The 25,615-nt window shown below is 49.4% G+C and carries 21 protein-coding genes and 1 tRNA gene; 12 read left to right on the top strand and 10 right to left on the bottom strand.

The genetic code is table 11. The annotated features are described in order from the left end of the window. Positions 1 to 158: 158 nt before the first annotated feature. A tRNA-Gln gene (locus ACN0YR_RS16725) sits at positions 159 to 229 on the top strand. Between the two features lie 276 nt (positions 230 to 505). Here the strand turns inward: ACN0YR_RS16725 and ACN0YR_RS16720 are convergent. After that, positions 506 to 1,546, bottom strand: a complete 1,041-nt coding sequence (locus tag ACN0YR_RS16720; RefSeq protein WP_417850377.1) for a hypothetical protein — start codon at positions 1,544 to 1,546, stop codon at positions 506 to 508. A 328-nt stretch (positions 1,547 to 1,874) separates the two neighbouring features. Between ACN0YR_RS16720 and ACN0YR_RS16715 the strand changes: the two genes are divergently transcribed. Continuing rightward, positions 1,875 to 2,978 (top strand): hypothetical protein, encoded by a 1,104-nt coding sequence (locus tag ACN0YR_RS16715; RefSeq protein WP_417850376.1) that lies wholly within the window; start codon positions 1,875 to 1,877, stop codon positions 2,976 to 2,978. Between the two features lie 23 nt (positions 2,979 to 3,001). Here the strand turns inward: ACN0YR_RS16715 and ACN0YR_RS16710 are convergent, their stop codons facing one another. The 6 genes from ACN0YR_RS16710 to ACN0YR_RS16685 form a co-directional block, all read right to left on the bottom strand. Then, positions 3,002 to 4,855 carry an ExeA family protein gene (locus ACN0YR_RS16710; protein WP_417850375.1) on the bottom strand — a complete coding sequence of 618 codons (1,854 nt, stop codon included), beginning with the start codon at positions 4,853 to 4,855 and terminating at the stop codon, positions 3,002 to 3,004. Beyond that, on the bottom strand, positions 4,852 to 6,138 hold the full coding sequence (locus tag ACN0YR_RS16705; RefSeq protein WP_417850374.1) for an ArnT family glycosyltransferase: 1,287 nt from the start codon (positions 6,136 to 6,138) through the stop codon (positions 4,852 to 4,854). The genes ACN0YR_RS16710 and ACN0YR_RS16705 overlap by 4 nt, the downstream gene beginning before the upstream one ends. Before the next feature lie 40 nt (positions 6,139 to 6,178). Beyond that, a complete protein-coding gene (locus ACN0YR_RS16700; protein WP_417850373.1) occupies positions 6,179 to 7,045 on the bottom strand; it encodes a sensor histidine kinase in 867 nt (288 codons plus the stop codon). 386 nt (positions 7,046 to 7,431) lie between these two features. Further along, positions 7,432 to 7,938, bottom strand: a complete 507-nt coding sequence (locus tag ACN0YR_RS16695; RefSeq protein ID WP_417850372.1) for a hypothetical protein — start codon at positions 7,936 to 7,938, stop codon at positions 7,432 to 7,434. A gap of 275 nt (positions 7,939 to 8,213) precedes the next feature. Next, entirely contained in the window at positions 8,214 to 8,963 is a 750-nt protein-coding gene (locus ACN0YR_RS16690) for a hypothetical protein (protein WP_417850371.1), read from the bottom strand. Continuing rightward, positions 8,960 to 9,622 carry a MotA/TolQ/ExbB proton channel family protein gene (locus ACN0YR_RS16685; RefSeq protein ID WP_417850370.1) on the bottom strand — a complete coding sequence of 221 codons (663 nt, stop codon included), beginning with the start codon at positions 9,620 to 9,622 and terminating at the stop codon, positions 8,960 to 8,962. The genes ACN0YR_RS16690 and ACN0YR_RS16685 overlap by 4 nt, the downstream gene beginning before the upstream one ends. A gap of 307 nt (positions 9,623 to 9,929) precedes the next feature. Here ACN0YR_RS16685 and ACN0YR_RS16680 point away from each other — a divergent pair, with 307 nt between their 5' ends. Genes ACN0YR_RS16680 through ACN0YR_RS16670 form a run of 3 tightly spaced genes read left to right on the top strand, consistent with a single transcriptional unit; the run spans position 9,930 to position 13,077 of the window. Then, positions 9,930 to 10,406, top strand: coding sequence for a TadE/TadG family type IV pilus assembly protein (locus ACN0YR_RS16680; protein WP_417850369.1), 477 nt, complete (start codon positions 9,930 to 9,932; stop codon positions 10,404 to 10,406). An 11-nt stretch (positions 10,407 to 10,417) separates the two neighbouring features. Then, positions 10,418 to 10,912 carry a TadE family protein gene (locus tag ACN0YR_RS16675; RefSeq protein WP_417850368.1) on the top strand — a complete coding sequence of 165 codons (495 nt, stop codon included), beginning with the start codon at positions 10,418 to 10,420 and terminating at the stop codon, positions 10,910 to 10,912. 38 nt (positions 10,913 to 10,950) lie between these two features. Then, a complete protein-coding gene (locus tag ACN0YR_RS16670) occupies positions 10,951 to 13,077 on the top strand; it encodes a pilus assembly protein TadG-related protein (RefSeq protein ID WP_417850367.1) in 2,127 nt (708 codons plus the stop codon). Positions 13,078 to 13,249: 172 nt separating this feature from the next. On the opposite strand, the gene ACN0YR_RS16665 is transcribed toward ACN0YR_RS16670, so the two are convergent. Further along, positions 13,250 to 14,395, bottom strand: coding sequence for a right-handed parallel beta-helix repeat-containing protein (locus ACN0YR_RS16665; protein ID WP_417850366.1), 1,146 nt, complete (start codon positions 14,393 to 14,395; stop codon positions 13,250 to 13,252). 270 nt (positions 14,396 to 14,665) lie between these two features. Beyond that, positions 14,666 to 15,865, bottom strand: coding sequence for an FHA domain-containing protein (locus tag ACN0YR_RS16660; RefSeq protein ID WP_417850365.1), 1,200 nt, complete (start codon positions 15,863 to 15,865; stop codon positions 14,666 to 14,668). A 68-nt stretch (positions 15,866 to 15,933) separates the two neighbouring features. Here ACN0YR_RS16660 and ACN0YR_RS16655 point away from each other — a divergent pair, with 68 nt between their 5' ends. The 7 genes from ACN0YR_RS16655 to ACN0YR_RS16625 all read left to right on the top strand — a co-directional run bounded on the left by ACN0YR_RS16655 (position 15,934) and on the right by ACN0YR_RS16625 (position 24,670). After that, positions 15,934 to 16,203: a hypothetical protein gene (locus tag ACN0YR_RS16655; protein ID WP_417850364.1), complete on the top strand. Its 270-nt coding sequence runs from the start codon at positions 15,934 to 15,936 to the stop codon at positions 16,201 to 16,203. Between the two features lie 65 nt (positions 16,204 to 16,268). Beyond that, the gene (locus ACN0YR_RS16650; RefSeq protein WP_417850363.1) at positions 16,269 to 17,258 is read left to right on the top strand and encodes an adenosine kinase; all 990 of its coding nucleotides are present in this window, start codon (positions 16,269 to 16,271) and stop codon (positions 17,256 to 17,258) included. Positions 17,259 to 17,276: 18 nt separating this feature from the next. Continuing rightward, positions 17,277 to 17,957 carry a metallophosphoesterase family protein gene (locus tag ACN0YR_RS16645; RefSeq protein WP_417850362.1) on the top strand — a complete coding sequence of 227 codons (681 nt, stop codon included), beginning with the start codon at positions 17,277 to 17,279 and terminating at the stop codon, positions 17,955 to 17,957. Between the two features lie 85 nt (positions 17,958 to 18,042). After that, positions 18,043 to 19,500 (top strand): sulfatase, encoded by a 1,458-nt coding sequence (locus tag ACN0YR_RS16640; RefSeq protein WP_417850361.1) that lies wholly within the window; start codon positions 18,043 to 18,045, stop codon positions 19,498 to 19,500. Next, on the top strand, positions 19,497 to 19,862 hold the full coding sequence (locus tag ACN0YR_RS16635; RefSeq protein WP_417850360.1) for a hypothetical protein: 366 nt from the start codon (positions 19,497 to 19,499) through the stop codon (positions 19,860 to 19,862). The genes ACN0YR_RS16640 and ACN0YR_RS16635 overlap by 4 nt, the downstream gene beginning before the upstream one ends. A 72-nt stretch (positions 19,863 to 19,934) precedes the next feature. Continuing rightward, positions 19,935 to 23,612, top strand: a complete 3,678-nt coding sequence (locus ACN0YR_RS16630) for an FG-GAP-like repeat-containing protein (protein ID WP_417850359.1) — start codon at positions 19,935 to 19,937, stop codon at positions 23,610 to 23,612. Between the two features lie 221 nt (positions 23,613 to 23,833). Continuing rightward, positions 23,834 to 24,670: a hypothetical protein gene (locus ACN0YR_RS16625; protein WP_417850358.1), complete on the top strand. Its 837-nt coding sequence runs from the start codon at positions 23,834 to 23,836 to the stop codon at positions 24,668 to 24,670. Position 24,671: 1 nt separating this feature from the next. Here ACN0YR_RS16625 and ACN0YR_RS16620 read toward each other — a convergent pair whose 3' ends face one another. Next, positions 24,672 to 25,571, bottom strand: coding sequence for a peptidylprolyl isomerase (locus ACN0YR_RS16620; protein WP_417850357.1), 900 nt, complete (start codon positions 25,569 to 25,571; stop codon positions 24,672 to 24,674). Between the last annotated feature and the right edge of the window lie 44 nt (positions 25,572 to 25,615).

Raw genomic sequence — 25,615 nt, 5'->3', positions numbered from 1 at the left:
TTGGCGACATATCAAACTCTGGCGATTTGTCCGCAGTTCCCATAAGGGGAATTTTTTCGCGAACTTTAGACTGCTGAGAAGTCTCTTGAAAAAGTAGTCCAGGAATCCGAAAACCCGTCTTGCAAAATTCTCTCAACCAACTATCTTTCGTCCAAGCTTACCCGGTAGTGTAACGGTAGCACCACAGTTTTTGGTACTGTTAGTCCAAGTTCAAATCTTGGCCGGGTAACTTCTTTCTCTTCAACAACTTGCCTCTTTGCGGGTTGGCTCTGAATTCCGTCACGATTCCTGGCTCGAATTGTTTACGCATTCACTCAAATTGAAAGCACATCATTCTCTGAATGTATTCTTCTCGAGAGATTTTTCTCACTCAGTGCTTCGATAAATGTCATCGCGGCCCAGCTTCATGAAAATTGTCGGTTGCTCTTGAGCAGTTTGCGCGTCCAGCTGCCTGTAAATGAGGCATTCCACAAGCTTTCGGGCTGGTTCCCAAAATGAGCGCAGCTTATTTTTCCTCTTCGGTTCCTTTGGGGAGCACGAGTTGGTTTGGATCGTTCGGGGCTTGTTCGCTGAGGCTGGTGATGAATTCAGGGGAGGCATCGTGGCGAGATTCAGCGATTTCGGCGAGGTGGCTTTTGTCGAACTTGCGGTCACTGCGGACGAACCACCAGATCATCAGGCCGAATAATACGCCGATTGTGATCATAAAAATGAAGACATACAGATTGAGGTTTTCTGTTGTGGCATCGGTGGCAGGGGGAAGCGGTTTTACGACGAGTGTTTTTGCAATGAGCATTGGAGCAATATGCAGTCCCTGCTCTGTCGCGTACCCATAGTTCTTGAAGAAATAACCGGCAGTCTGAATTTGACGGTTAATTCCTTCACCGGCTTCAACCTCGTCAGGTTTCTCTGCAAAAAAAACAACCCATGGATTTTTTCCGGAATCAGAACTGAAGAACCAAGCCTGCCAAAGGTCGTCTTCGGTTGAGTCAGGATCGCCGAATGGATATGGCTGCAATCTCCAGAGTGTTCCCTCGACTTCGATTAACCGGCCTCGGTATTTTTCTGAATCGGTGAAGACAACACGAAAGCCAATTTCGGAATCGGCTGCATCCAGTAGCTCATCCTGGTTCAACGCGCGAACACGTTTTAAGACGCGGTCCATTGCATCTTGTTCGCTTCGAAGCAAACCGACTCGTTTGTCTTGGACACTCTCCAAAAGTTCAGACGGGATCTGTTTGATGTTGAAGCCGAGTTCATCGAGCTGAATTGTCGGTTCATCTGCGACGGCGACAAATGTGTCGGGAGGGAGCGTTCCTCGATCTTCGTCTAAGACCTGAAAATCGAGTTCATCAAGCGACAACTCTTTGAGTTCGACTTCAACCGGTTCTTCACCTATTGAGAAGAACCAGTGCCAGTTTTCAGGTTTCCGTGTGAAGTCGATAGAAACCACAATCAACATCAGCATCCCGAATAGACCGAGCATGCGGTACTGGTCTCTGCGGTTCAGATAGGGGGGCGGAGTTGTGTCTTTTTGGAATCGCACGGCTGGTTGTTTGTTTGATTGTTTGAAACGGGAAAAGAGGACGGAGATTCAGGATTTAGGATCAGACAGAGTTTACACGCTTGCCCTTCAATCTTTTGGCTATCGTTCTCTCTTTTCGGTTTGGTCAGCGAGTATGTTATTGTGGCTCACACAGGCCACTCATTTCGTCAACATACATTCTCTCGTAATTTTCCAGCCATTGAAAGCATTCATTCAAAATAGTTTCTTTCTTCAGGCGTTGGCCTCTATTCTGGCGAGAAAATTTTCGCCTGCTTATGATGCAGAAGCGTCGTAGAGAATAGACACTCGAATTAATGAGGGAATACGGATGGCTGAGTTTCTGCAATTGGTCGGAGCGATCGTTCTGGCCATCATCTTCGCACTGGTCGTCCTTGTGGTCGGAGGGTACTTTTGGCTGCGCTGGAAGTTGTCGAGTCTTTCGGATTCTCTCTCCGAGAAATTTTCGGATGCAATTGCAGGGATCGCTGGCGGATTGCACGCTGGGGGCGTACCACCCTTGCGAATTCAATTGTTGCGAGTTGAGGGGCATGAGTGGTCGAATGCACAACAAATCGAGGAGTGGACCAGCAACTTGCAGGAGCAGGGATTTCAGGTCATCGGCGACTTCGACGTAATCCCAGCGATGATGGAGCTTCGTGCCCTTCTGCATGAAGAGACCGACACCTATGCAGTCTTCTACGAGCACCCGATGGTCGGCAACTGGTTTGATCTTGTCTCGTTGACAGACGACGGGAGCGCGTCGTTTACGATTTCGACTGACCAGAAAAATCAAATGGATCGCCGAGAAGAGCACCCCTTGACTCGTATCACGCCACTGACAACTCCGGCAAAAGCCTATCAGAAATTTCTTAAAGAACGCCCTCAGCGAACCTGGTCCCGAGCGTCTAAGAGCGACTTCGTTCCGCGATTTGAAAAAGCCTACGCTGAAGAGATGGATTGGCGAGTCAATCGTGGCGGACCAACTGAGGAAGAAATCCGGAAGATTGCCCAGCAGGACGGGACTGATGTCACTCCGCAGATGGTCTCATCGATTCAGGAAGCGTGGGCCAACCAGGCTGCTTACCTCTACGATGAAGAAATGGAGAAGAACTACCTGGAAAGTTGCGGGCTCTCAGCTGTTCAGTGGGAAGCGATCTGTGACCGCTTGGTCTTCGTTCATGAACTGACAAACGCATCGCAGATTCTGGAACATCTCTACAAGTTCGATATCGAAGAGCTCAGCCCTGAGATGGCGAACGGGGACTACGATGAGCAACTTGCGTCGGTCAAAGAAATTTGCACACGCCAGAAAGGTGACGCGGCATTTCAGCGAGTCCTTGAAAAATGGCGAATCACAGATCAATTTGAAAAGCACGGCCACATCGACACGCCGATCCCTGCAACTGTTTATCTGGGACCGGCGGTGGACTGATAGGACGCAGAGACAGCGTCGCGCTATTTGGCGTTTCGTTGCTGTAAAATCTGGCGGCGTCGTTGGCTGAGTCGGGTGAAGAGTTGGGCAAACCTGTGCGAAGGTTCGGCTTCGGTCGACTCGGCATCTTCCGCGTGAGGTTCCTCAGATTTTTCAACTGGTTCAACGACTTCAGCAACCTCGGCAGTTTCAGAGGTGCATTCCTGAAATTCGATTTCTGTTCGTGGTTCTGGTTGGATGACATCGTGCTTCTGCCAGTCATCAAGATCGCGATCCTTCTGGCGGGAGTGGAAGCGCTCTTTTGACTCGTCAACGGCAGATCCAATTTCTCGCCGCAAACTTTCGACGGTTTCGAGAAGCTCCTTTTCATCGACCACTTGAACACCTTCTCTCGACTCCTCTTTCCACTCAGGGAAGACTTGGTCAGGTGTATCGAGTTCAGCGGCTGGTTGATGGTTGAGTTCAACTGCTCGGTCTAGCTCGGCGAATTTATCAACAACAATTTCTTCCTGCATTTCCAATGGCTGTTCGATGGGAAGAGTGAGGAAATGCGATTCTGATTCATCGCCTGACTCTTCGCGACTTCCCTGTTCGCTGGCGGGAGAGTTGTCGGGAGAGTTGTCGGGAGCGGGCTCGAACGGTTTCAATTCTGCTCCCACTTCAATGACGGCATACTCAATTTCGTTCTCTTCAGAGGGATCAAAGTGTTGCGTCTGTTCGAGATCATCTTCATCGACTAAGTCAGAAATGTGTTCGTGTCGAGTCTCGTCGGCATCTTTCAGAAAGTCTGGGATCTCGAACTCTTCAGTCTCAAATTCATCCGATTCCTTGGAGCTTTCTGTAACGATTTCCGCAGACTCCAATGGCATCGAAGAGGCAGTCATTCCGTCATCGGGAAGGTCGTTCCAGTGCAGCGGGAGCTCTTTGAGGTCATCAAGGGCTGCAACGACAGAGTTTCTGGATACCGGTTTTTCCTCTTCAGCAAATGCCAGCAGGAAGCTGTGATCGGCCAATTGGCATAGGCAGCGAGGGTTCCCGTCGCTGGCGCGGCAAATCGCTTCAAGAGCCGATTCCGTTAAGATTGACTCGATTTCTTCCGCTCCCGCCCATTCGAGTTTCTTAACGAGAAGTTCCGCTGACTGTTCGAATGAAAGAGGCTCCAGGCAGATCTGGCAACCGATCCGTTGATTGACCGCCGAGAGCGCCGGGTCGGTCAGTTTCTCTTCGAGCTCAAATTGCCCGCTCAAAACTAAACGGATCAATGCTTCTCCGTCCGGAGCATAATCTGTAAGACCGCGGAGTTCTTCAAAAAGACGATTGTTCAACAGGTGAGCTTCGTCAACAAGAATTAACAACAATCGCCCATCGGCAGCGATGGCACGCGATGCTTCGAGAATCTTCAGGCGTGCTTCCTGCTCCGTCAGCCCTTCGTATTCGACGCCGAACTCATACAGAATCGCTTGCAACAGCGCACGTCGCGTGCTGAATGCGGATGTGCTCAGGTAGATGGACTGAAATTGCGTTTCAGCATCTTCTGCGAGTCGCTTGCAGAGTAGAGTTTTGCCTAATCCCGCAGCGGAAGTCATTACGGCAATTCCGCGTGCTTGCGTGATACACGTCAGCAGTGCATCGAGCGCCTCTCGAGCAGGTTCGAATCCGACGAATGAATCGGGGTTCGGCACAGCTGAGAAAGGACGTTTCGAAAGACCAAAAAATCCTTCGTACACAGAGACACCTCTTCCGTTGAGAAATGAGCCGACGTGACTAGTTGCCAACCAGAATCTGTTGGCGGACCCTGTAGAGAGAGATCGAACCGGAGGGACCGTTCCGTTCAGTAAATCAGGGACTCCTGGAACAACCGATGTAATCGATTTCACGGAGTGTCGTTCGTTCCGATTATATCGATTTTATCGTTCAACTGTTGCTGATGCGTTGCTCGATTCCGAGAGATGGCAGCGGCTGCGATCAGAGAGAGTGCGGGAACAATAGGGGCTCGCATCCGTACGTTGCTCCAATAGATCAAATGCACAGATGTAAATGCGATCACTAACAATATGACTGGGATCCACCGCATTCGTTGTGCGAAATTAAATCGAACAATGCGAGCCATTCCGACCGCAACAAATCCCCAGAGTACGATGTAATACAGGCTCACCAGTCGAAGAAGTGCGACTGGAATGTTCTCCGCTGCGGGTCCACTGGGAGCGATGTTCCAGAATCGAATGAATCGCAGCCAGCAGGCTTTCAGGAAGAGCGTCGGGTTGTTGCGGATCGTTTCTCTGGCCTGATTTGCCATCCAGCGGTCACGTTCGACTTCAGAGAACAGCTCAAGTTGATCCAGCTTTTGATTAACTTTGTGAGCCCATACTCCTTGCCCCGGACCTTTTGAACCATCCCAGACCGTCCCCCAGGGTTGCTCGACAACTTCAGCATAAAACGCTTCATTGTTTCCCAGCAAAACGGTATACCCCCCGTGAGACGTCATCAGAATGGGGGAGTGAAACACAATGCAATTCCGCACCAGCCATGGTCCAACGACAATGCTCACCCCCAGACCAGCGAGAGCGAACCGGCGAAGTAATTGCGAGGTAGTTGCCCCTTTCTGAAACTTCAAATAGAAGAGGCTCCATAGAAAAAAGAGCCCGCCAAATGCCCAGAATGTTGGTCGGGTGAGAACACACAATCCGAAGACAATCCCCGTGAGCAAGGGCGTTTTCCAGCAGGACGTTTTCAAGTTCCGCGATTGATCCGGTGGCTCCTGTTGCACGAGTCTCCATAGCAGCATTGCAGACATCAATGAACAGACCGACTCTGTCATCGAGAGAGATGAATACCGTACAAGAAGTGGGTCAAACCCATAGACCAGGATTGCCAGAATCTGTGCCGAACGAGATAACCCGAGTGAAATTGCCGATTTCCAGATGAAAATCGATGCACACACGACAGCCAGAATATTGAGCGTTCCACGAGCCCAGGCTGCGTTTTCGGCAGAGATCGGTGCAATCAATATCGGGTAGAGAGGCGGACGAAACGCAGTTGGTGTTTCTGTTCCCGGAGTCGAGTAGCCTCGCCAGGAAATGAGATTCCGTGCGATACCAAGGTAGGAATCGGGATCTTCATTCAGCTCATCGTATCGAATTGCAATAAAGCAAAGACGCAAGCCTGCACAGCAAATCAGAATGCTGAGCAGAATCCAGACATCAGACGAAGGTCGTTTCAGTGGCAGGAGACGGTTCCGGCTGAGGATTGTGGTTGGGTTTTTCGCTGGATTTCAAACCAAAGGCTGGCTGAGAACTACAAGGAAAGCGAAGAGTAAATTTTGTCCCATGTCCAACGGCGCTTTCAACACGAATGCGACCATTGTGAGATTCCATCACATCTTTGCACATTGACAGGCCAAGTCCAGTGCCTCCCTGCCCGTTTTTGTCTGCTTTCTTCGTGGTAAAGAACTTCTCGAAGATGTGCGGAAGGACATCGGCCGGAATACCCGTTCCTTGATCCTTGATACAGATTTCCGCCATCTTGTCTTCTTTGTTTTCCGAAACGGTAATCGTCAAGGTGCGTCCCGGTTCCATCGCCTGTCGGGCGTTGACAATCAAGTTCAGCAACACTTGTTGGATTTGTCCTGCGTTCACTGAAGCATACGGGTCAGCCGAAATGTTGATGTCGAGTCCGATTCGGTGAACTTTGAAGTCTTTCTCAACCAGGATTAAGACATCATTCAACAGCGACGCCAAATTATGAGACTCTCGCCGATCGGAACTGGATCGAGCGTAAGAAAGCATCCCGGTCGTAATTTTGGCAGCTCGCTGACTGGCACTCAAGATTTTATCGAATGCTTTGGTCCGGGCATCGGCATCCTTTTGGCGCAGGCCGAGCTTGGCATAATTGATGATCGTCGTCAGGATATTGTTGAATTCATGAGCGATCGACGAACTCAGCTCTCCGAGCGATCCCAGCTTCTGGGACTGCAAAAGCTGCTCCTGCAGCTCTTCGAGCCGCTGCTGAAGTTGTTCTAGTTGAAGAGGTTCGGTATTCGAGGAATCGAGTTCCTGATGTGTCGACATGTTCTCACTGGGGTCAGAGGGTATGAGGACTCGCTATTGGCAGAATCGGCACACTTCTCGCCAGACTTCATTCGGTTCCTCCCCAGAGGCCCATCAATGAGCAGAACCTTTGAGTTGCCCAAGATTGGCAAGATAGGAAAGCTGTTTAGAGCAGTTTGCTCTCCCGTGTGCTCGTGAAGAACGCATTTCTCTAGCAAAAATGCAGTTCGCCACGAGGCAGAACCTGCAAGCCGATTCGAAAGATGCTCTAAACGGGAGACTGAAGACCCAAAAGAAACTTGCTCCAGGAGCAGCTTGCTCTACCGTGTACCCGTGAAGAACGCGTTTCATCAATGAAATTGCTGTTTGCCACGAAGCAGGTCATGTACACCAGTTCGAAAGATGCTCTAGTCGATAAAGCCGGAGACTTCCTGAATCTCTTCGCGTTTTACGCCAGCGTTGTTCAGTGCTTCGTACAGTCCGAGTTTCGCTCCAACTTGTGCATTTTTTTGACGAAGGACTCGAATTTTTACACCCTGTTCTCCCCCGGTCGCTTTCTGGGTTTGCTGGACGACTTCGCTTTGGGAGATGTCGACCCCGGTCATCGGATCGAGGTCTGTTGTTAAGCGGTAACGATCTTCATGGATTGTGATCGTGATCATCTTTTTAACCACCGGGTCCTCAGAGGGCGACGACATCATCGTGGTGTCGAGATTTCCGGTCGCAGAGACATTATTCAAGTCGGGGGCTTTGCCGTCATCGCTCGCTGCATCACTTGTGGCAACACTCTTCGACGGTTGATCACCTTGATCGTTTCCTGTTCCAGTCCCCATCCCTGCAAAGAACTGGCTTAAGTAAATCGCCAGCCCAACGATCACGGCAGCGCCTCCAACGTATCGCTTTCGTACTTGCATGATTTCATCCAGAAGCAAATTTTAATCAAAGAGAAACAACACTTTGAATACAAATGATATGAACATCAAGGTGTCTTGTCGAATACCTAAATCAAGACGAATGATAGCATTTTCGAATTGGCGTTCGTGTGCTCCCTTGTGGCGAACTGCAATTTTATTGACGAAACGTGTTCTTCACGGGCACACGGGAGAGCAAGCTGCTTCTATAGAACGTTGCTGAGACTGCCACGTTTACAGGAATGGACAAGTACTGAATCGGAAAATCGAATCGTGAATTATTCAATCCGCATGCCAAGATCTGCGTAATCGTATCGTGATCGACCTGCACTTTCGAAATTGAGGCGGACTGTGATTTGCGGGAGTGCCTCCTGCACTGGTTCGAGATCGCCTTCAGTTGATTCGCTCTCGTAAGTCAGCATGAGGATGACCAGACTTTTGGGTTCCGGCAACGTATGAGCGAGTTCGATGAAGCGGTTGATAAAGTCCTGCTGAGCAAAATCCGTCGAAAGATCTCGAGGGAATTGCATTCGCAGGGTCGTCTTATCGCTCGTGAGTGTGAGATAGTTTTGCGGGGTCACATGAATGTTCCACACGTCACAACGTTTCCGGATTTCCTCGTAAGCGAGTAGGTGGGAAACGATCTGATTTGACTTCTCATCAGAAAGTTTTCGGATTCGCTCCTTGAGATTCTCCAAGTCGACATCTGCCAAAACTCCAGAAGCGAGCTGTCGGCTGAGAAGCTTTTCAATGTCCTGGTCTGGAATTTCGAAGAGTTCAGACAGCAACTTTGCGACGATCCGCTCCCGTTCGAGAGTTTCTTCGAGATTGACTTGGGCGAATTGAAGTTGCTCTTCCATCTTGGACACGGCTGCAATTGCTTCATCGCGTTCAACCAGAGCGGCAGCGGCGTTTTTTTCAACCGCGACCTGCGTCTCCTGGACTTCGAGATACTGCGCAAAAATGACGATCAACAACAAGTCCAAAAGTGGCGTCAATTGCAGCGTCATCTTTCGAGGGACGATCATTCTTCATCCTCCTCGATGGCCGGCGGCACAAACGCCAATTCCCGTTTAACGCGTGAAACTGTTTCTCTCACATGCTGACGGTTTTCCGAAAGCCGATTAAATGCCGGTTCGAGGCAACTATTCAAAAACATCAAAATCATCGCAGCGAGCAAGCCAGCTGCCGTGGACCAGATTGCGTCTCCGAACCGTCCGAGAATAATACCGACGGTCGCTGTCGATTGTGTTGCCGCACTTGTTTGCAGTGCGACTCCGATTGCCAGAATCGTCCCGAGTACTCCGGCCAGTGGGTAGGCCTCGATCATCGTGCGGCCCATGTTGTAGCACGTCTCAAAGAACATTGAGTTCAAATAGCGACGTTTTTCATCCAGAACTCGCATCCGTTCGAGGAGGGCCCGGCGATCCGCTTGACGGTCGGCTTCGTCCAGAACATCGTTGACGTCTGAAAGAAATGCGTCAATTTGGTCAGACAAATGAGCGGTCGAATCGAGGAGACTTTGGTTCTTCAGCCCTCGTGTGAAATCAAAGAGCGCCGAGGCAATCTTCTTCAGGTCTCGACGTGACCATAGCCACAGCACGAAAAACAGAAACAGGTGCACGCAAAAGACCATCCCAATAATGAGTGAGGACAGCGTCGAGAGATATTGGAGCAGTTCATTCATAACAGTTGGTCAGCCGTTGGCGATGATCAGTCTTTTTCGTACACGGATTAACGATTGCGAGCAAGAGACGCTACGTCAATCGTAAGTTGGCGATTCATGCGTCGGATTGTATCGACGCGACGCCTTTCTGCATCATTGGGGTTATGTTTGGTGAATGAATGAAACGAATTGTTCAGAAGCGGTTTTGCTAAAATTCAGTTTTTTTTTAAAAAAATTACGGCATTTTGGAATTCATGAGACCTCGTAGAAAACCGCAAGCTAACTATTAGGAAGTTATATAGTCTTCTCCCCTAGACAAGTCGGTTCAATGAGAATTTTAACCACTCGAAAGTCTGAGAAAGCACGGTCTGGTGCAGTCCTCGTTGAGTTTGCACTCGTCTCGTCGTTGTTTGTCATCTTCCTGGCAATGATTCTGGAAGTTTCGCACGTTTATCTGGTGATTAACACACTGAATGCATCCGCGAAACGTGCCGCCCGGTTTGGTGTCGTGGAAGGAGTCACTTCGGCTCAGGCGATTGAAAAAGCGAATTCGTACCTTACGGCATCCCTGAGCCCGGCAGCTGCTACGGTTTCGGTTTTGGATGGATCGATCTTTGATTCTCCCAGTTACAACGCAGACACATTCGATTCGTCAACGCTGACAGCTGTTGAACTAAGCGATCTCGAAACACGCGACCTGTTCGTTGTCCGCGTGACTGTCCCTTACGACCAAGTGGCCCTGATTCCCCCAATCTGGCTCGATGGACTGACGCTCTCCGGTCAATCTGTCATGCGACACGAATAAGGACTCGTGAAATGAAAATATCCACCCAATCTAAAATTTCAACTCGAGCTCAACGAACAGGTGCTGCTGCAGTGGAGTTCGCGATCGTTGCTCCGATTTTCGTCTCACTGATCTTTGGTGTTGCTGAAATGGGCCGCGCTCTGGACATTTCAACGAACATGACTTCGGCCCTCCGGGAAGGAGGACGACTGGCATCAATGCACTACAACGGTGTCGTTCCACCTGGAATGACGACAGAGGAAAAAGTTTTGCTCGACATTCGAAATGTGTTGAAAGCCAACGGTGTCCCTGGGGACGAAGTGACGTTGACACTCACACATGCAGATGGCCCCAAAGCTGGACAGGACTTTGACCTGGATGACCCGAGTAACTACCTGAAAAACTTTCAGCTCACCGCTACTGTCGCTTATGAGGATGTCAGTACGTTTCCTATCAAAATTATGAGTGGGCAAACGCTGACGTCAAAAATTGTCTTTCGCCTGGGTCGCTCGGATCTTTCAAGCTAGAAGATAGTGGGCAACACTACACCTGAAGAGAATCCACCATGAAAATCCAACAGTTTACTAGTCAACTTCATTTGTTGAAGGAGGATGAATCAACAACCCGGAAAGGGGCGTTTATCGTCCTCTCAGCAATTTGTCTGGTCGGGTGTTTAACGTTCGTGTCCCTGGCAGTCGACATCGGATATATCAATCTGGTGAAGACGCGGATGCAAAATGCCGTCGATGCTGCTGCATTGGCTGCCGCACAGGAAATCACAAACGCCGTCAACACCGCACCTGTTGGAACAGCGGATGTCACTCAATATTCACGAGATCAGGCTCGCATCGCCGCCAAAGATGTTGCATCCCTGAATGATGTTTTCATTGATAAGCAGATCGACGTCATTTTTGGTCGTCGTTCCTATAATGAGTCGACTCAGAAGTTCGACGTCACCTGGAATGCTTCCCCTTCAAACGTTGTAAAAGTCATCGCTCGTCGAGACAACAATGATACCTCCGCTCAGGATGGGAAGTTGAAACTCTTCTTTGCAGGAGTGACGGGAGACCGCTACTCGACCGTCGTTGCGCAAGCAGTTGCGTATGTGGAGTCGCGAGATATCGTCGTCGTTCACGACTTTTCACGATCGATGAATTTTGACAGTTACTTCAATAATGAATCATCCGCACGACTTTCCGATTCGCAAATTGAACAGAATCTGGAACTGGTGTGGAACGACCTTCAGATGCCAAATACGGGCTCGCTGATATTTACTCCTAAGTATCTCACAACTACTAAATCGGATTACGGAGTCACTGCGACCGTCACGTTTAAATATGATGATCTCGAAGTGACAAGCGCTGGAGAGATCGGAAAAGTTCAGGTGAAGTACACTGATAACAGTTATCAGACCTTCAATGGCTTAAGCGGCAGTAGCGTCAGTATTAATGGTTCGAAAGATATTGAAACCGCCTGGGTCACTGCTCGTGGTCCATCGGAAAATGAAGCGGTGACAATCACCAATAGTGGAATTTCAGTCACGTATGCTGCGAATCGAAAATCGGCAACGATGTCCTCACCGCAGCGAATTCGCGAGCTTTACGTTGGCTTCACCGACAACTCCACGGACTATCGTTCCTATGGGAGCAGTGGTCCATATAATACGTCGTATAGTTCGTGGAAGGAGATCGACTATATGTATCTCGAGGTATCAGACGGGAGATCGTACTGGTACTACTTCAACGCTCCTAACGGAGGCAATGAGGTCACACTTCAGTTCGACGATAGCAACTGGGAAGTCAGACAGGCCTTCGGGTTGACGGGCAATTACCCTTACCCTCGGGGAAGTTGGGACGGGTTTATCAATCATGCTCGGAACTACTCCGAGTTCTCCAGCCGAGGTTTCCGCGAGACATACGGTGGACTGACCCTGATGAATTACATCCTGCGGGATTATCCCGGTCACTGGGAAACTCCAGACCTCTGGAAAACACGTCACTTCCCTTTCCATGCGATCAAGGAAGGACACCTGTTGCTTTGCGACTTCCTCGAAGACCTTGGGTTTGACGATCACTTGGGAATGGTCAGTTACGACACCTCCCATCGCCAAGAAAAAACGATGTATGACTCTAATCCAATTATCCCATCGGTCAACATCTCCTCCGAGCCGATCACCGATAACTATCAGGCGATTCGAGATCTGATGCAGTACAAACAGGCTGCTCATTACTCGTATGCGACAAACATGGGGGGTGGTCTAGAGGATGGAATCCAAATGATTCTCGACAACTCCCGGGCAGGAGCACGAAGAACAATTCTGCTAATGACCGATGGAAACACCAACACCATGGACGCGGGGGCAATAAGTTCCCTTCCGTTGGGATGGGATTGGGATGAACTGTTTGACTACGATGGCGATGGAAACAACGATTACTACACCAACAGTTCGCAACGTCGATACGTGTTGGCCGCTGCCTACAACGCCGTTCAGAATGGAATTACGGTTCACACAATGAGTGTGGGTATCGACGCCGATCGTGACCTGATGCGAGCAATCGCTCACCTTGCTGGCGGACACTTTATTGATGTTCCCGGAGGAGCCAGTGTTGCCGATATGGAAAGCGAAGTCGAACAAGCCTTCCACCGAATCGCCTCGTTCGTTCCTCCAGCTAAGCTGATGAACCAGGAGTAACAGGCGAGTCCCTTATTGCAACCAGTCCGGAAATTTCTGGAGTACTCGCTTTCCTCACTGATCGAGAGAGCGAAATCAGGTTTCAGGATCAGTTCAGAATTAAACGCCCGGTTCGAATTGTCGAACCGGGCGTTTTTCTATGTGTGTCAACGGGTGAAGGATTCTTCGTCTGCTACTCGAGATCGCTTTCAACATCGACCAGGACATTGCTGGCGAAGACGATATTCTTCCGCTCGCCTTTCAGGGTGACTGCTTTTTCGGTCAATCCTGAGAAGACGTTACCGGTAATGCTGATGTTGGCTGCGTTGTCGATCAACATGCCTCCAGCAGCAGCATCATCCACTTTTCGTTTGATCGATTTCTCTCCGATGTAGCTGTTCGAAAAATTGTTCCCGGTTACGGTGATGCGTCCACTATCGGGGCCAATGCGTAGCGCATTCGTTTTCAGAATCGTGAAGGTGTTTGCCGAGACCGCACAGCCATGGGCATCACGCAGGTCGATCCCCGCTCCGTTATGAGCAATCACGTTGGCACTGAGAGTGATGCCGTAGCAATCGCGGTCCAGAATGACTCCAGTCCCGGCACACTCTTCAATCATATTTCCTGACAAAACGCTGCCATAGGTGTTTTCAATAATCACACCATGACCAAGGTGGTCATCGAGATTGTTCCCATTCATACACAGGTTGAACCCATCAGTGCAGAGTAAGGCGTCCTGATTTTCTTCAAAGTGATTAGCATTCACGACGATATCATGACAGCCAGCCAGATGAACACCGTTTTTCTTGTTGTAAGTAAACAGTGAATCCACGATACGCGGATCTTCATAACAGTAGTTCAGGAAAACTCCGTCTCCACCATTTTCGCTGAGCGTAATTCCTTCGATATAAATTTCATTTACCTGTCGAGCTTCGATCCCGGCACCGCTTTTTTCGTTGCCGGTGATTCGCAAATCGGTGACGTGTACTCTCCATAAGTTGAATTTGCGGTCTGTCTTGGCGTTCTTGCACTCTGGGTGTGCAATGAGCAATGCTGGCTCGCCCGCTTCATTTTTGTTGATGATGTGCGTGGCGGTTCCGGAACCTCGTAAGGAGACATCACCAACCCCTAAGCGGAGTGGCTCCGTGATTTCGAACTTACCTGGTGGGAGCAAAACAACTCCACCCTCTTTAGGGATCGCATCCAGGGCAGCTTGTAGAGAATCAAATTTTGCTGCGTTGATGACTTGCTTCGTCGGGTCGGAATCGGCAGCTGATGTTGTCGTTGCGACAAAGAGGATGGTGAGCAGGCAAACGGCGTGCTTGAAGAGCGGTGTCATGTAATAAGATCCTGAAAGGGGGCCTCGGGAGTATTCACGTGCGAAGCAGCACGAACGGAAAAAATGATACACCAAATTGACAAAAAAAGCCCCGGACTCATCGAACGGGGCTTTCATGTCGTCTTCGTCAGGACCGCAGAACTGATCAGGACCAGTTCTAGAGCAGTTTGCTCTACCGTTTGCCCGTGTAGAACGAATTTTCTCAAGTAAAAATGCTGTTCGCCACGAGGCAGAACCTGCAAACCAATTCGAAAGATGCTCTAAATTGATTCAATCGGGGATTGAGACAGCTTGCAGAGCATCCTGTCGGGTTTGGTAGTGTGGCCAAATATGAAAGAATTTCGAGGCCTGAAGCATTTCGTAGGTGGCGACAGTACAAGCGCACACAGCGGCCTTGCCTGGGACCGCTCGACAGAACGAGTAAAGCGATTCCACAAGAATGTGGCCCACTGTTGCCGCTTTACTGAAGTCGATCACGATGTTTTTAACATGGCGTTTGTTGATCACATCGACCACGCGATTCGTCTCAAGGCGAATGTCTTGATAGAAGAACGCCTGCGAATCACCAAGTGGCAGTACGACTATCGTATCCCCGAAAATCTGAGTCTGGAAAATTCGGTTGTGCTGCGTCAGAAAATCGTTTTCTGCTCGTTCCTCATAGTCAGCTGGGGGGGGAGCTTGAGCTGGAATTTCGGGATACCTTGCAGCAAGTTGGTACGGACCAAGCTGAAATTCGGTACCTTCGGCCAACAACGCACAATTGCAATGTTGCCCATTTACGGAGACCCCTTCTTTCCCTGTGAGGTCGATGACCCACAACCCTGAAGGCAAGAGGAGTAACGAACAATGAACGCGAGAGATCTTTGAATCGATCACCGCAATTCGACAACGTTCGTCTCGACCAATCAATGTGACGACACGATTGATCGGCCAACGCTTTCCTTTCGAAGATGTGTTCAGCAGTTCGAGTTCAACTTTAGGAAGCGTGCCGTATTCATCTCGTTGTTCATCCCTGGGGCGAAATTCTGTCGGCGGCTTTAATGAAGTGTCGTTCACCCAAAACGGATCGGAAAGTTTGAGTTCAACACCAGGAATTTTGATCGTATGCTCATGAGACAGCCATCCTGAAAACTCAGCCCCCTGAAATTCAGTCCCGGAACGGCTACATAAATCGAGTGCTGCGATTCGTGGCCCAATCGCTTGAAGATACACATGTCGAGACGAGACGGCAGGATCGTTAATCACAATATCGCTATTGGGATGTCTTCCGATCACCACGAATGGCTTTGCCAGTTCAATCGTCTCGGTGCTTTTCTCGTCAGGCCCTTTTGCCGTTGGCCCCGCCTCGCTTGAACCAGTTTCTTTGCCCAACCTGGTGACTTCAATACGCAATGGAGCTGGCACAGCAGCTGCGTAATGCAACATGTTGATGAATTGTTCGTCCATTACCGCAGGGTAGCCGTGATTCATCCGGGATTCTTGCCCGCTTCGAATGAACTGGAATAAGGGAATGCGATTAACTGATGTGAGGATCTATCATGGCAAGTTTATTTTTTGTCGTCAACGTTGACGCTCTGAATCAGCGGGAAATGGGGGATTTGACGAATTTGGCGTCTTGGAGATTCAACTCAGTTCCTCTCAGGCAAGTCGCAGAAGTCGCAGAACTCAGAGTGGAAAGCTGCTCACGGCAATTGTGGCGAGCATTCGGCTATGAGTTCACAATCAGAATCGATTGCACTCCCGGAAATCGGTTCTTTCAAGTGAACTCACCGATCATTGCGACGTGTCCCTTTTCGCTGCGAACGTGAACCAACTACACTGCCACCCCAAGACGTTAGAAATCGATTCTCAACAGGAAGCTGCAGGTACCATAGTGAAGTACGATGTTTATGGCGTTGGAAACGCGCTCGTTGATATTCAGGTCAATGTCTCTGATGAAACACTGAAGAAGCTGAATTTTCAAAAAGGGATCATGACTCTCGTCGATGAGGATGTCCAAACCGAAGTTCTCTCCGCGATTTCGGAAAGCAACGTCTCCCAGTGTGCTGGAGGCTCGGCTGCCAATACAATGATGGGTGTTGCCGACTTTGGAGGCCAGGCTGCATACAGTTGCAAGGTCGCCCACGACTCAATCGGAGACTTCTATTTGAGCGATCTCCGTGAGCGTGGCGTTGCGATCAATGTTGAATCTGCCAGCGGTCAAACTGGAACGTGTGTCATCTTGATCACCGATGATGCAGAGCGGACGATGCTCACCTGTCTGGGTGCTTCAACATCGCTCGGTCCGGATGATATCGAAGAGGAAATGATTCGCCAATCGCAGTACGTTTACATCGAAGGATATCTCTTCACACAAGAGCCAACACGCTCAGCGGCGCTGCGTGCAATTGAACTGGCTAAGAAGAACAACGTCAAAGTTGCATTCACTGTGAGCGACCCGTTCCTGATTCAATATCACAAAGACGAATTCTGGGAGCTCATCAAAAATTCAGTTGATCTGGTTTTCTGTAATCTTGAAGAAGCCCGCGCCCTGACAGGCAAGCACGATTCGATCGATTGCGCACATGTGATGCATCAACACGCCGAAAACGTCGCGTTGACGCTCGGACCGAATGGCTCATTGCTCATGCACAACGGTGAGACCATTGCGATTGAAGGTGTCACCGTTGCTGCGAGAGATACTACAGGAGCCGGTGACATGTACGCTGCCGGGATTCTCTATGGCATCACAAATGGACTGACCTGGAAGCAGTCGGGGCATCTTGCCTCGCATGCTGCTGGCCGGATTGTTTCTCAATTAGGTGCAAGATTCAGCGAATCGTTCTCAGCAGAGGAATTACAAAAAATCATCGCTGAAGCATAATCGAAGGGGCCCCCAGGTATGGCGACGTTTGCCATTGGTGATATTCACGGTTGCTGGAATGCACTGGAAACTTTGCTGGAGCAGGTTCCCATTCAGGAAGACGATCTCATCATCACTTTGGGGGATTATGTTGATCGTGGTCCAGAATCCGCACGCGTTCTCGATTGGGTGATGGATCAAACTGCAAACGAACGATTTATCGCCCTGCGTGGGAACCATGAACTGATGATGCTTGCGGCATCTGAAGGACAAATGAACCCCCAACACTGGTTAGCTTGTGGCGGAAAAGAAACGCTGACGTCGTATCAGCAGACAAGCCAACGACGAATCCCCAACATTGAAGACATTTCGCCTCAACATCTCAATTTCATCAAGTACGATCTGAGGCCTTATTACGAGACGGATACCCACATCTTTGTGCATGCTTACGTCTACGAAGATGCAGCCCTCGAAGATCAGGATGAGCTTACGCTCTACTGGGAACGCTTCGATTTAATCAGACCGCACAAATCGGGAAAAGTCGTCATCTGTGGTCATACTGCACAAAGAAGTGGTCTACCGGCAAACCGGCAACATGCTGTTTGTATCGACACCTGGGTCTATGGAGATGGCTGGCTGACCTGTCTGGATGTAGAATCAGGTCAGTATTGGCAGGCGAATCAAAAGCGGAAGCATCGATCGAACTGGCTGGAATTATAGGGCAGAGTGCACACCCCAAATAAACAGGCCCAAATAAACAGGATTGTGAATCGCTCACGTGAGCGAACAACGAGGAACTACGTCAATGAATTTGAAAATTGTCTCTTTCGTTCTAGTTTCACTTGCTCAGGTGACCTGTCTCTTCGCCGAAACTGCCGAGCGACCGAATATCATCTTCTTTCTCTCTGATGATCAACGCGCCGACTTCCTGGGCTGTGCTGGAAATCCGATCGTCAAAACGCCTAACATTGATCAACTTGCAGCTCAAGGGACCCGTTTCGAAAATGCTTTCGTGACAACATCCATTTGCGCAGCCAGTCGAGCAACAATCTTGACCGGTCTCTGGGAACGCTCGCACAAGTATACATTCGGAACACCCCCGATCGCTGATGAGATCGCTCGCAAAACTTATCCGGTTGTCTTGAAGCAGGCAGGATATCGCACTGGGTTTGTTGGCAAGTTTGGTGTGGGCGTTGCGAAGGGCATGACCGAAGAAATGTTCGACTCATTTGTTCCACTGAACCGTAATCCCTACTTCAAAGAACAGCCCGACGGAACGAAACGTCATTTGACGAACATCACCGGCGACAAGGCGATTGAATTCATTCGCAGTTGTGATGCAGAGCAACCGTTCTGCTTGTCCGTCAGCTTCAACGCAGCTCATGCTGAAGACAGCGACAAGAAAGATCATTATCCATGGCCACCCGAAGAAGATGGCCTTTATGAAGATGTCACCATTCCAGATCCGAAGGTCGATATCAACTTCTGGAAACAGCTTCCGTCATTCTTCCATACATCGATGCATCGGGATCGCTGGTTCTGGAGATGGGACACGCCTGAGAAGTATCAGCACAATGTCAAAGCCTACTATCGTATGATCACAGGTTTGGACAGGAACATCGGTCGGGTTCTGGAGGTCGTCGAGAAACAGGGCTTCCGAAAGAATACCGTTGTGATCTTCATGGGGGATAACGGGTATTACAAAGGTTCGCGAGGATTCGCAGGTAAGTGGAGCCACTACGAAGAATCTCTGCGGGTTCCGTTGGTTATTCATGACCCTCGCGCTCCTGCTCGTGCGAGAGGTCAGGTTCGTGATGAGATGGTCTTAAACGTCGACGTTCCCGCAACCATCACGCATTACGCAAAGGCAAACACGCCACTCAGTTATCAGGGGAGTGACCTTTCAGGAATCGTGGAAGGGACGACCTTCGATGGCTGGCGGAACGATTTCTTCTGCGAACATCTGATGGATCGCTTCGATATTCCGAAGTATGAAGGAGTTCGCGGAAGTCGATATGTTTATGCCCGGTATTTTGAAAATCTCCCCGAAGGAGAATTTCTGCACGATCTTGAAACAGACCCGCTTCAGCTGAAGAACTTGGCGAGCGATCCTCAGTATGCGAAAACATTAAAGATCATGCAGGACCGGTGTGATGAACTTCGTGAACAACTTGGCGGAGAATACTCTCTCGAAAACATTCCGACGATGAAGTACCTCAGAACCAGGCAGCAAGAACAGCAACAAAAGAACAAGAAGAAGTGAGCGTTCGACCGATCGCAGTCTGCGAAAAGAAATCGTTTCTCACAGCGAGTCTCGAACGAGAGTTCGCGGCCGATCGAGAAATCACATTTCGGTGGTTTCCGTATGTCGACGATTTGCTGAGTCACCTCAGGCTGCATCCTTATGAAATCGCCATTGTCGATTTCAGCCAAATTGATTCGCAATCTCTCACTCAGCTGGCAAATTTCTCTTGTCAGTTACAACTGATGGTGACCTGCCCCAAAGGAGATTTTGACTTCGAGTGTCTACTCCGCGAGGTCGGCGTGACATCTGTCATTCCGGTTGGGACAAACGCAAATCAAATTGCACAGACCATCAAAAAAATGATTGCCAGGGACAAGTAAGTACACCATTTTGCAGGATGCTGATTTGCATCTCGTATTGATTTATCACTTGAGTTTTTCTTCGAGGTCGCTGTGAAGTTTTATTCGATTCTCATTGCCGTTCTATTGCTGATTGTCATCGGCTTACTCGGCTTTTGGTTCCTTGCTCCGATCAATAATGTTCCTCCTGGAAATGACTCACCAGAGGTAACCGACCTTTCCAAGTTGACTGAAGAAGAGCTGCTCGCATTAGCAGAATCGCGAAATCTTGGCATCGCGGAACTCGAAAACCACCAATGGTTAGAGAGCGCAGAGCGGTTTCGCATAATTCTGAAAACGTTTCCTGAGAGCGCATTAGCGATTCAAAACCTCGCAATTGCAGAGACGTCGTTCTTCATCGGCCTCGATGCGAGTGCGGGAAAGGAAACGACAGAGGCGTCTCAAAAGCGTGCGATGGAGTCGATTCAACAGTTGCGCAAACTGCACCCCGATGACCCTGTCAGCTATCGCCTGGAAGCGCGAGTCTTTGAAAAGCAGCTTCAACCAGTGAAAGCGATTGAACTGCTATCGATCGCTGCAAAACAGACGCCCGATGATCCAACGATCTGGTACGAAATTTATCGAGTCTCTCAATCCAGCCGTGATGGCGCTGTGCAGGAATCTGGTCGAGAGGCACTGAATCGCTTGCATGAACTCGTTCCCGAAAATGTTTTTGCGACGATGCAGTGGGTCATTACAACAGCTCAAAGTGATGATCCCCCATTGGCGGAACTGATCACTGAACTCGAAACATTGTTGACTCCACTTGCGCCGGGAATCGAAAAACGGTCGCGGTACAATGTGCTGACCTTTCTTGAGAAAGCGAAAACAAGTTTAGAGTCCGGAAATTCCGCAGCTGCGAAATCGAGCTTAATGCCGATTAAAAATATTGTGACAGCGGACGCCGTTTCAAAGAATGGCTTGAATGAACTCGAAGAAAACGCTCTTGAGTTCATTCAAATTGACTTCACGAAGGTGGTCGAAGAGCTGCTTACAGAAGTTTTGCAGAAGGCGACTCACGACCACATTGAAGTGAAATATGAACCCGCAACTGAACAGGTCGACATCAGCGATGCCGTTCAAGACTTGCAAATCGTCGACCTGAACCTGAATGGTCGGCTGGAGATTCTGACTCTCAGCGGGACAACTTTTCGTGGATTTGGAAACGCATCTCCGAGCGAATCTTGGGTTGAACAGTTCTCGGTCACTCTCAACACAAAGCCGTCTCAGTTCATTGTGGCGGACCTTGATTATGAGTTAATCGAGACAGCAAAGGCTGAAGGTGAAACCAGTGCAGCGAGCCAGGGTTCGCTGCAAGATGTCATCTTCTTCGGTGCCGACGGAATTCAGCTGTTCAAGACGTCTCTCAATCCTGATACCCGGGAGATCAAACTTGAGGCAATGCCCGCGTCAACGGAATTGAACGAGTTGAAGGATGTGACTCGCGTTGTCGCGGCCGATCTCAATAATGATGGAGATCTTGATTTGGCAGTCGTCGCGAATGGAAAATTGTCGTGCTGGAACAATCAGGGGAATTTTGAATTCAAGAAGATTCAACTGGACGAAAATGCCAGAGAGATCGAGGTTGTGGACTCTCTGGCGGTCGACTGGGACCGCGATGTCGACACGGACATTCTCGTCTTACTTAGTGACGGCTCTTTGGGAATTCTGGAAAACTTCAGACACGGAACCTTTCACTGGAAGCCGTTCGGGCAAAAATTCAGCCTTGGACAAGGGAAGTCTTTAGAGCTTGTCGATGCCGACCGGAACGGGTCCTGGGATATTCTTGTCGGTGGAACAGAGGGGATCGAAATCTTCTACACGCGTGTTCCGAAGACCGGCAACGTTCAGTTCACGAAATCAGAAACGCTTTCGGAGAAGGCCGCGGTATCTCTGCTCGATCTCGATTTCGACAATGACGGGTTCAGAGATCTCATTTCTGTCTCATCGGAAGGGATGGAATTACTGCGAGGCACTGCAGCCATGAAGTATTTGAACGCCAACAATGTGCTTACCGCAATGCCGGAATCGTTACATCAAATCCGCAAAGGAGACCTTGACCAGGATGGAGATGAGGATCTCGCCATGCTCTCTGATGGCGAAATTCGTCTCTTCACCAACAACGGCGGGAATAAAAATAACTGGATTGATGTTTCACTACTCGCTGCTCACGTGGAGAACGAAAGCGGTTCGAGTAGTCAGCGAATCAATCACTTTGGAATTGGAAGCACACTGGAACTTCGAGTTAAAGCACAATTTCAAAAGCAACTTGTGCGATCGCCTCAAACGAAGTTCGGAATTGGCTCACATCCCCAAGCAGATGCCGTTCGTATTTTATGGACCAACGGAATTCCGCAAAACGTGATTCAGCCCTCCGCGAATCAACTGGTCTCGGAAGTTCAAAAGCTCTCCGGGTCATGTCCATATCTGTATACATGGAACGGAAACGAATTTGTTTTTGTTACGGATTTATTATGGGCCTCTCCGATTGGGTTACAGAATCCTGCTGGCGAACTTGTTCCTGCACGGCCATGGGAATACCTGAAAATTCCCGGAGAGATGCTCGCCGAGCAAGACGGGAAATACAAAATCCGAATCACCGAAGAGCTTTGGGAAATCGCCTATTTTGATCAGGTCAGACTGATCGCAATTGATCATCCCGAAGAGATCAATATCTATTCGAACGAAAAAGTCGGACCGGGATCAATCTCTGAATACAAACTGCATCAGGTTCGGAATGAACGTCTCCCTGCTTCTGTCGTCAACCACGTTGGCAGAGACCTGATCGCTGAGATTCGTCAGCAAGATGACCACTATGCTAAACCATTCGAGAAGAGATTGATGCAGGGCTACACCGATGACTCGTTCATCGAAATCGATTTTGGGCTGACCGAGAAACCGGAGCAACTGACGCTTTTCCTTACCGGTTGGGTACGTCCAACTGACACCGGATTGAATGTTGCGATTCATGAAAACTCGCAGTTACGAGGTCCGGCTCCGCCTTCAATCCTTGCCCCGAATGAAAGTGGTGAGTTTGTTGAAACGATTCCTTATTGTGGATTTCCCGGCGGAAAGACAAAGACAATTGCCATCGATCTGACCGAGGCGTTTCTCACAGACGATTATCGAATTCGTCTTGCGACCAGTATGGAACTTTACTGGGACAGAATTTTCTTTTCGACTGAATCGTTGACTGACGAGTATGTCAGCCAAAAACTCACCTGTACTTCCGCAGAATTACACTATCGCGGAGTTTCCGGAATCGCATTTGGCCCCAACAACGCACCCGAAAAGTTTCTGTACAATGAGACGATTCAAGTGACCCCCTGGGCTGCAATCGACGGAAAGCTGACCCGTTACGGCGACGTTCGTGAATTGATCGAAGAGTCGGACCACAAGCTTCTTGTCATCGGTGCAGGAGATGAAATGATCATGGAATTCGATCTTCCAGAGGAACCACTTCGACCGGGGTGGAAACGAGATTTCATCCTTCACAATGTCGGCTGGGATAAGGATGCAAACTTGCATACGGTCACGGGCGAAACAGTAGGACCTCTCCCATTTGTCGGGATGGAGTCCTACCCGTACGATCACGTTCAGTTGGCCCCGCATCCTCAAGATTATCTGGAAACCTACCAAACCCGCGAATTGCCAACCGAAGATTTTTGGTCGGTCCTTCGCCGATCTTCACTTGATGAGCTAAAATCGTCCGAACCGATTCGATCAAACTAAGCGACCGGCAAGAACTCAGTGAAATGTCCCACGGGACCATTGCTTCGTCTGGATCGACGCGGCAACAATGATAATGACACAAGTCTGTGCCTGCGGTTTTCGAATCTGATCCGGCAATTGTAAATTGGCCTCTTGTAATAATGTGGAAATCCGTTATCTCAGAGGCTTTCGCATCGATGCGGTCGTTCAAGACATCACGTTTTCTATCTAGTGAGTACTTAATGTTCTCTCGAAACTTTTTTGCGTTCATGTTTGTTGCCAGCATCACTTCAGTTGGCATCGCGCAAGATCAGTTGGTGTACCCGCTCGATGTGGCAGTCGGTCCGGAGGACTCTATCTACATCGCTGACCGCAAGCTGCCGGGGATTTGGAAAGTCGTTGATGGAAAGTTAGAAATTTTTTTCCAGGGAACGAAAACTTTTCGGACGCCGCTCAACGCGATTCGCTGTGTGGTGGTTGATGATGATGGAATCGTGTATGCAGGCGATTCGGCCACGCGCGAGGTTTATTCATTTTCAGAAGATCGAAAGCCGCTCCCTCTCACGCAGGGACACATCGGAATTGCAGCAGACCTGCTGATTGATGGTGATAACCTCATCGTTTCCGATTTGGAAACTCAACGCATCTGGACATTTCCCAAAGTTGGCGGGAAGCCTGAAGAAGTCGCAGTCATTGCTGCAGTGCGAGGGTTGGCGAAAAGTGAAAGTGGAGAACTTATTTGTGTGACCACTCTTCAAGATCCGGTTCGAAAGATCAGCAAGCAGGGCGAGATTGAAAAACTGATTCCCGGTCGCCCGTTTCAAATGACACATCACTGTGTCATCGTAGGGAAAAATATTTACATCGCTGACAATTATGCGAACACAATCTGGAAAGCAGAACTCTCTCCGGGAGCCAAACCGGAGGCATATGTCTCCGGGGCACCGATGCAAAAACCTGTTGGGTTATGCCAATACAAAGAGGGTTTTCTTGTTGCCGATCCGCATGCCAGGCAGATCTTCGTGATCGACAAAGAAGGCAAAGTTTCGCCACTTCTCTCCCAGACTGAATCGCAGTGATTCAATTGGAAATTTGGATTCGTGCGTTCTTTCGTTCACGTGCAACCTGCTCATCCCAAAGCGTTTTGGAGAGAGCTTTCACAACCTGTGCACGGGCATCTTCGAGACTGTGGTCTCCGTCATTGCGTTCATGAACCATCACGATATGAAGCCCATAGGGACTTCGAAATGGTTCACTGATTTTTCCTGGTTGAGTTTCAAACGCCGCTGCAGCAATCGGCTCTGCAACACGACCATAATACTCAAAAGTCCCCAAGTCTCCCCCTTTGGAGCCAGAGGGGCTGTCGGAATGCATCTTTGCGGCATCTGCAAAAGTCATCTTTTGAGCCACTATTTCTTCACGGAGTGTTTTAAGTTGTTTGAGGGTTTCCTCATCACTTGTGCCGGTTGGAGTCCGCTTGAAAATTTGCGACGCCTTGATTTCCGTCCCATCAAATTGACTCTTGTTCGCCTTCCAAAATTCTTGAATCCGTGATTCCGTGAGAGTTCGCGTGACATGAGTGTTCCAGGCGAGTTGCAGAGCAATCATGTCGACGAGTGAGTCTTCCTGAAGCCCGAGTGAGCCAAGCACTTTTTCGAGGTCGTCGCCTTTGCTTTCAACGAGTTTCCGAATCGCGTTCATCCGTTCATCAATCAAGACCTGTTCCGCAGTCACGTTTCGTTTCTTCAAGAATTGCTTGATGAGTTCGCGGTCAATCAGTTGTTCAATCAATTGATCTTGAGTCTGAGGCGTTGGAGTCGCAGCTAATTGTTTTTGAAAAAACTCAATCTGCAAATCTTTTCCCGTGATCTTGCGAGAGTTCACAGTTGCGACGATTTCGTCTGCAAGATTCTTAGGTTCAGCAGCGTCGGCACTCGCGGTGAGTAGGCTGAGAAACAAACAAGATATCCAGATACGCATTGCTGCCTCGTGCTAGAGCATTTTGGGAAATCATGTACGCGTTC

The sequence above is a fragment of the Thalassoglobus sp. genome (assembly GCF_048270125.1).
Taxonomy (GTDB): domain Bacteria; phylum Planctomycetota; class Planctomycetia; order Planctomycetales; family Planctomycetaceae; genus Thalassoglobus.
Note: the sequence above shows the minus strand (reverse complement) of the source record. Positions and strands in the feature narration are given on the sequence as shown.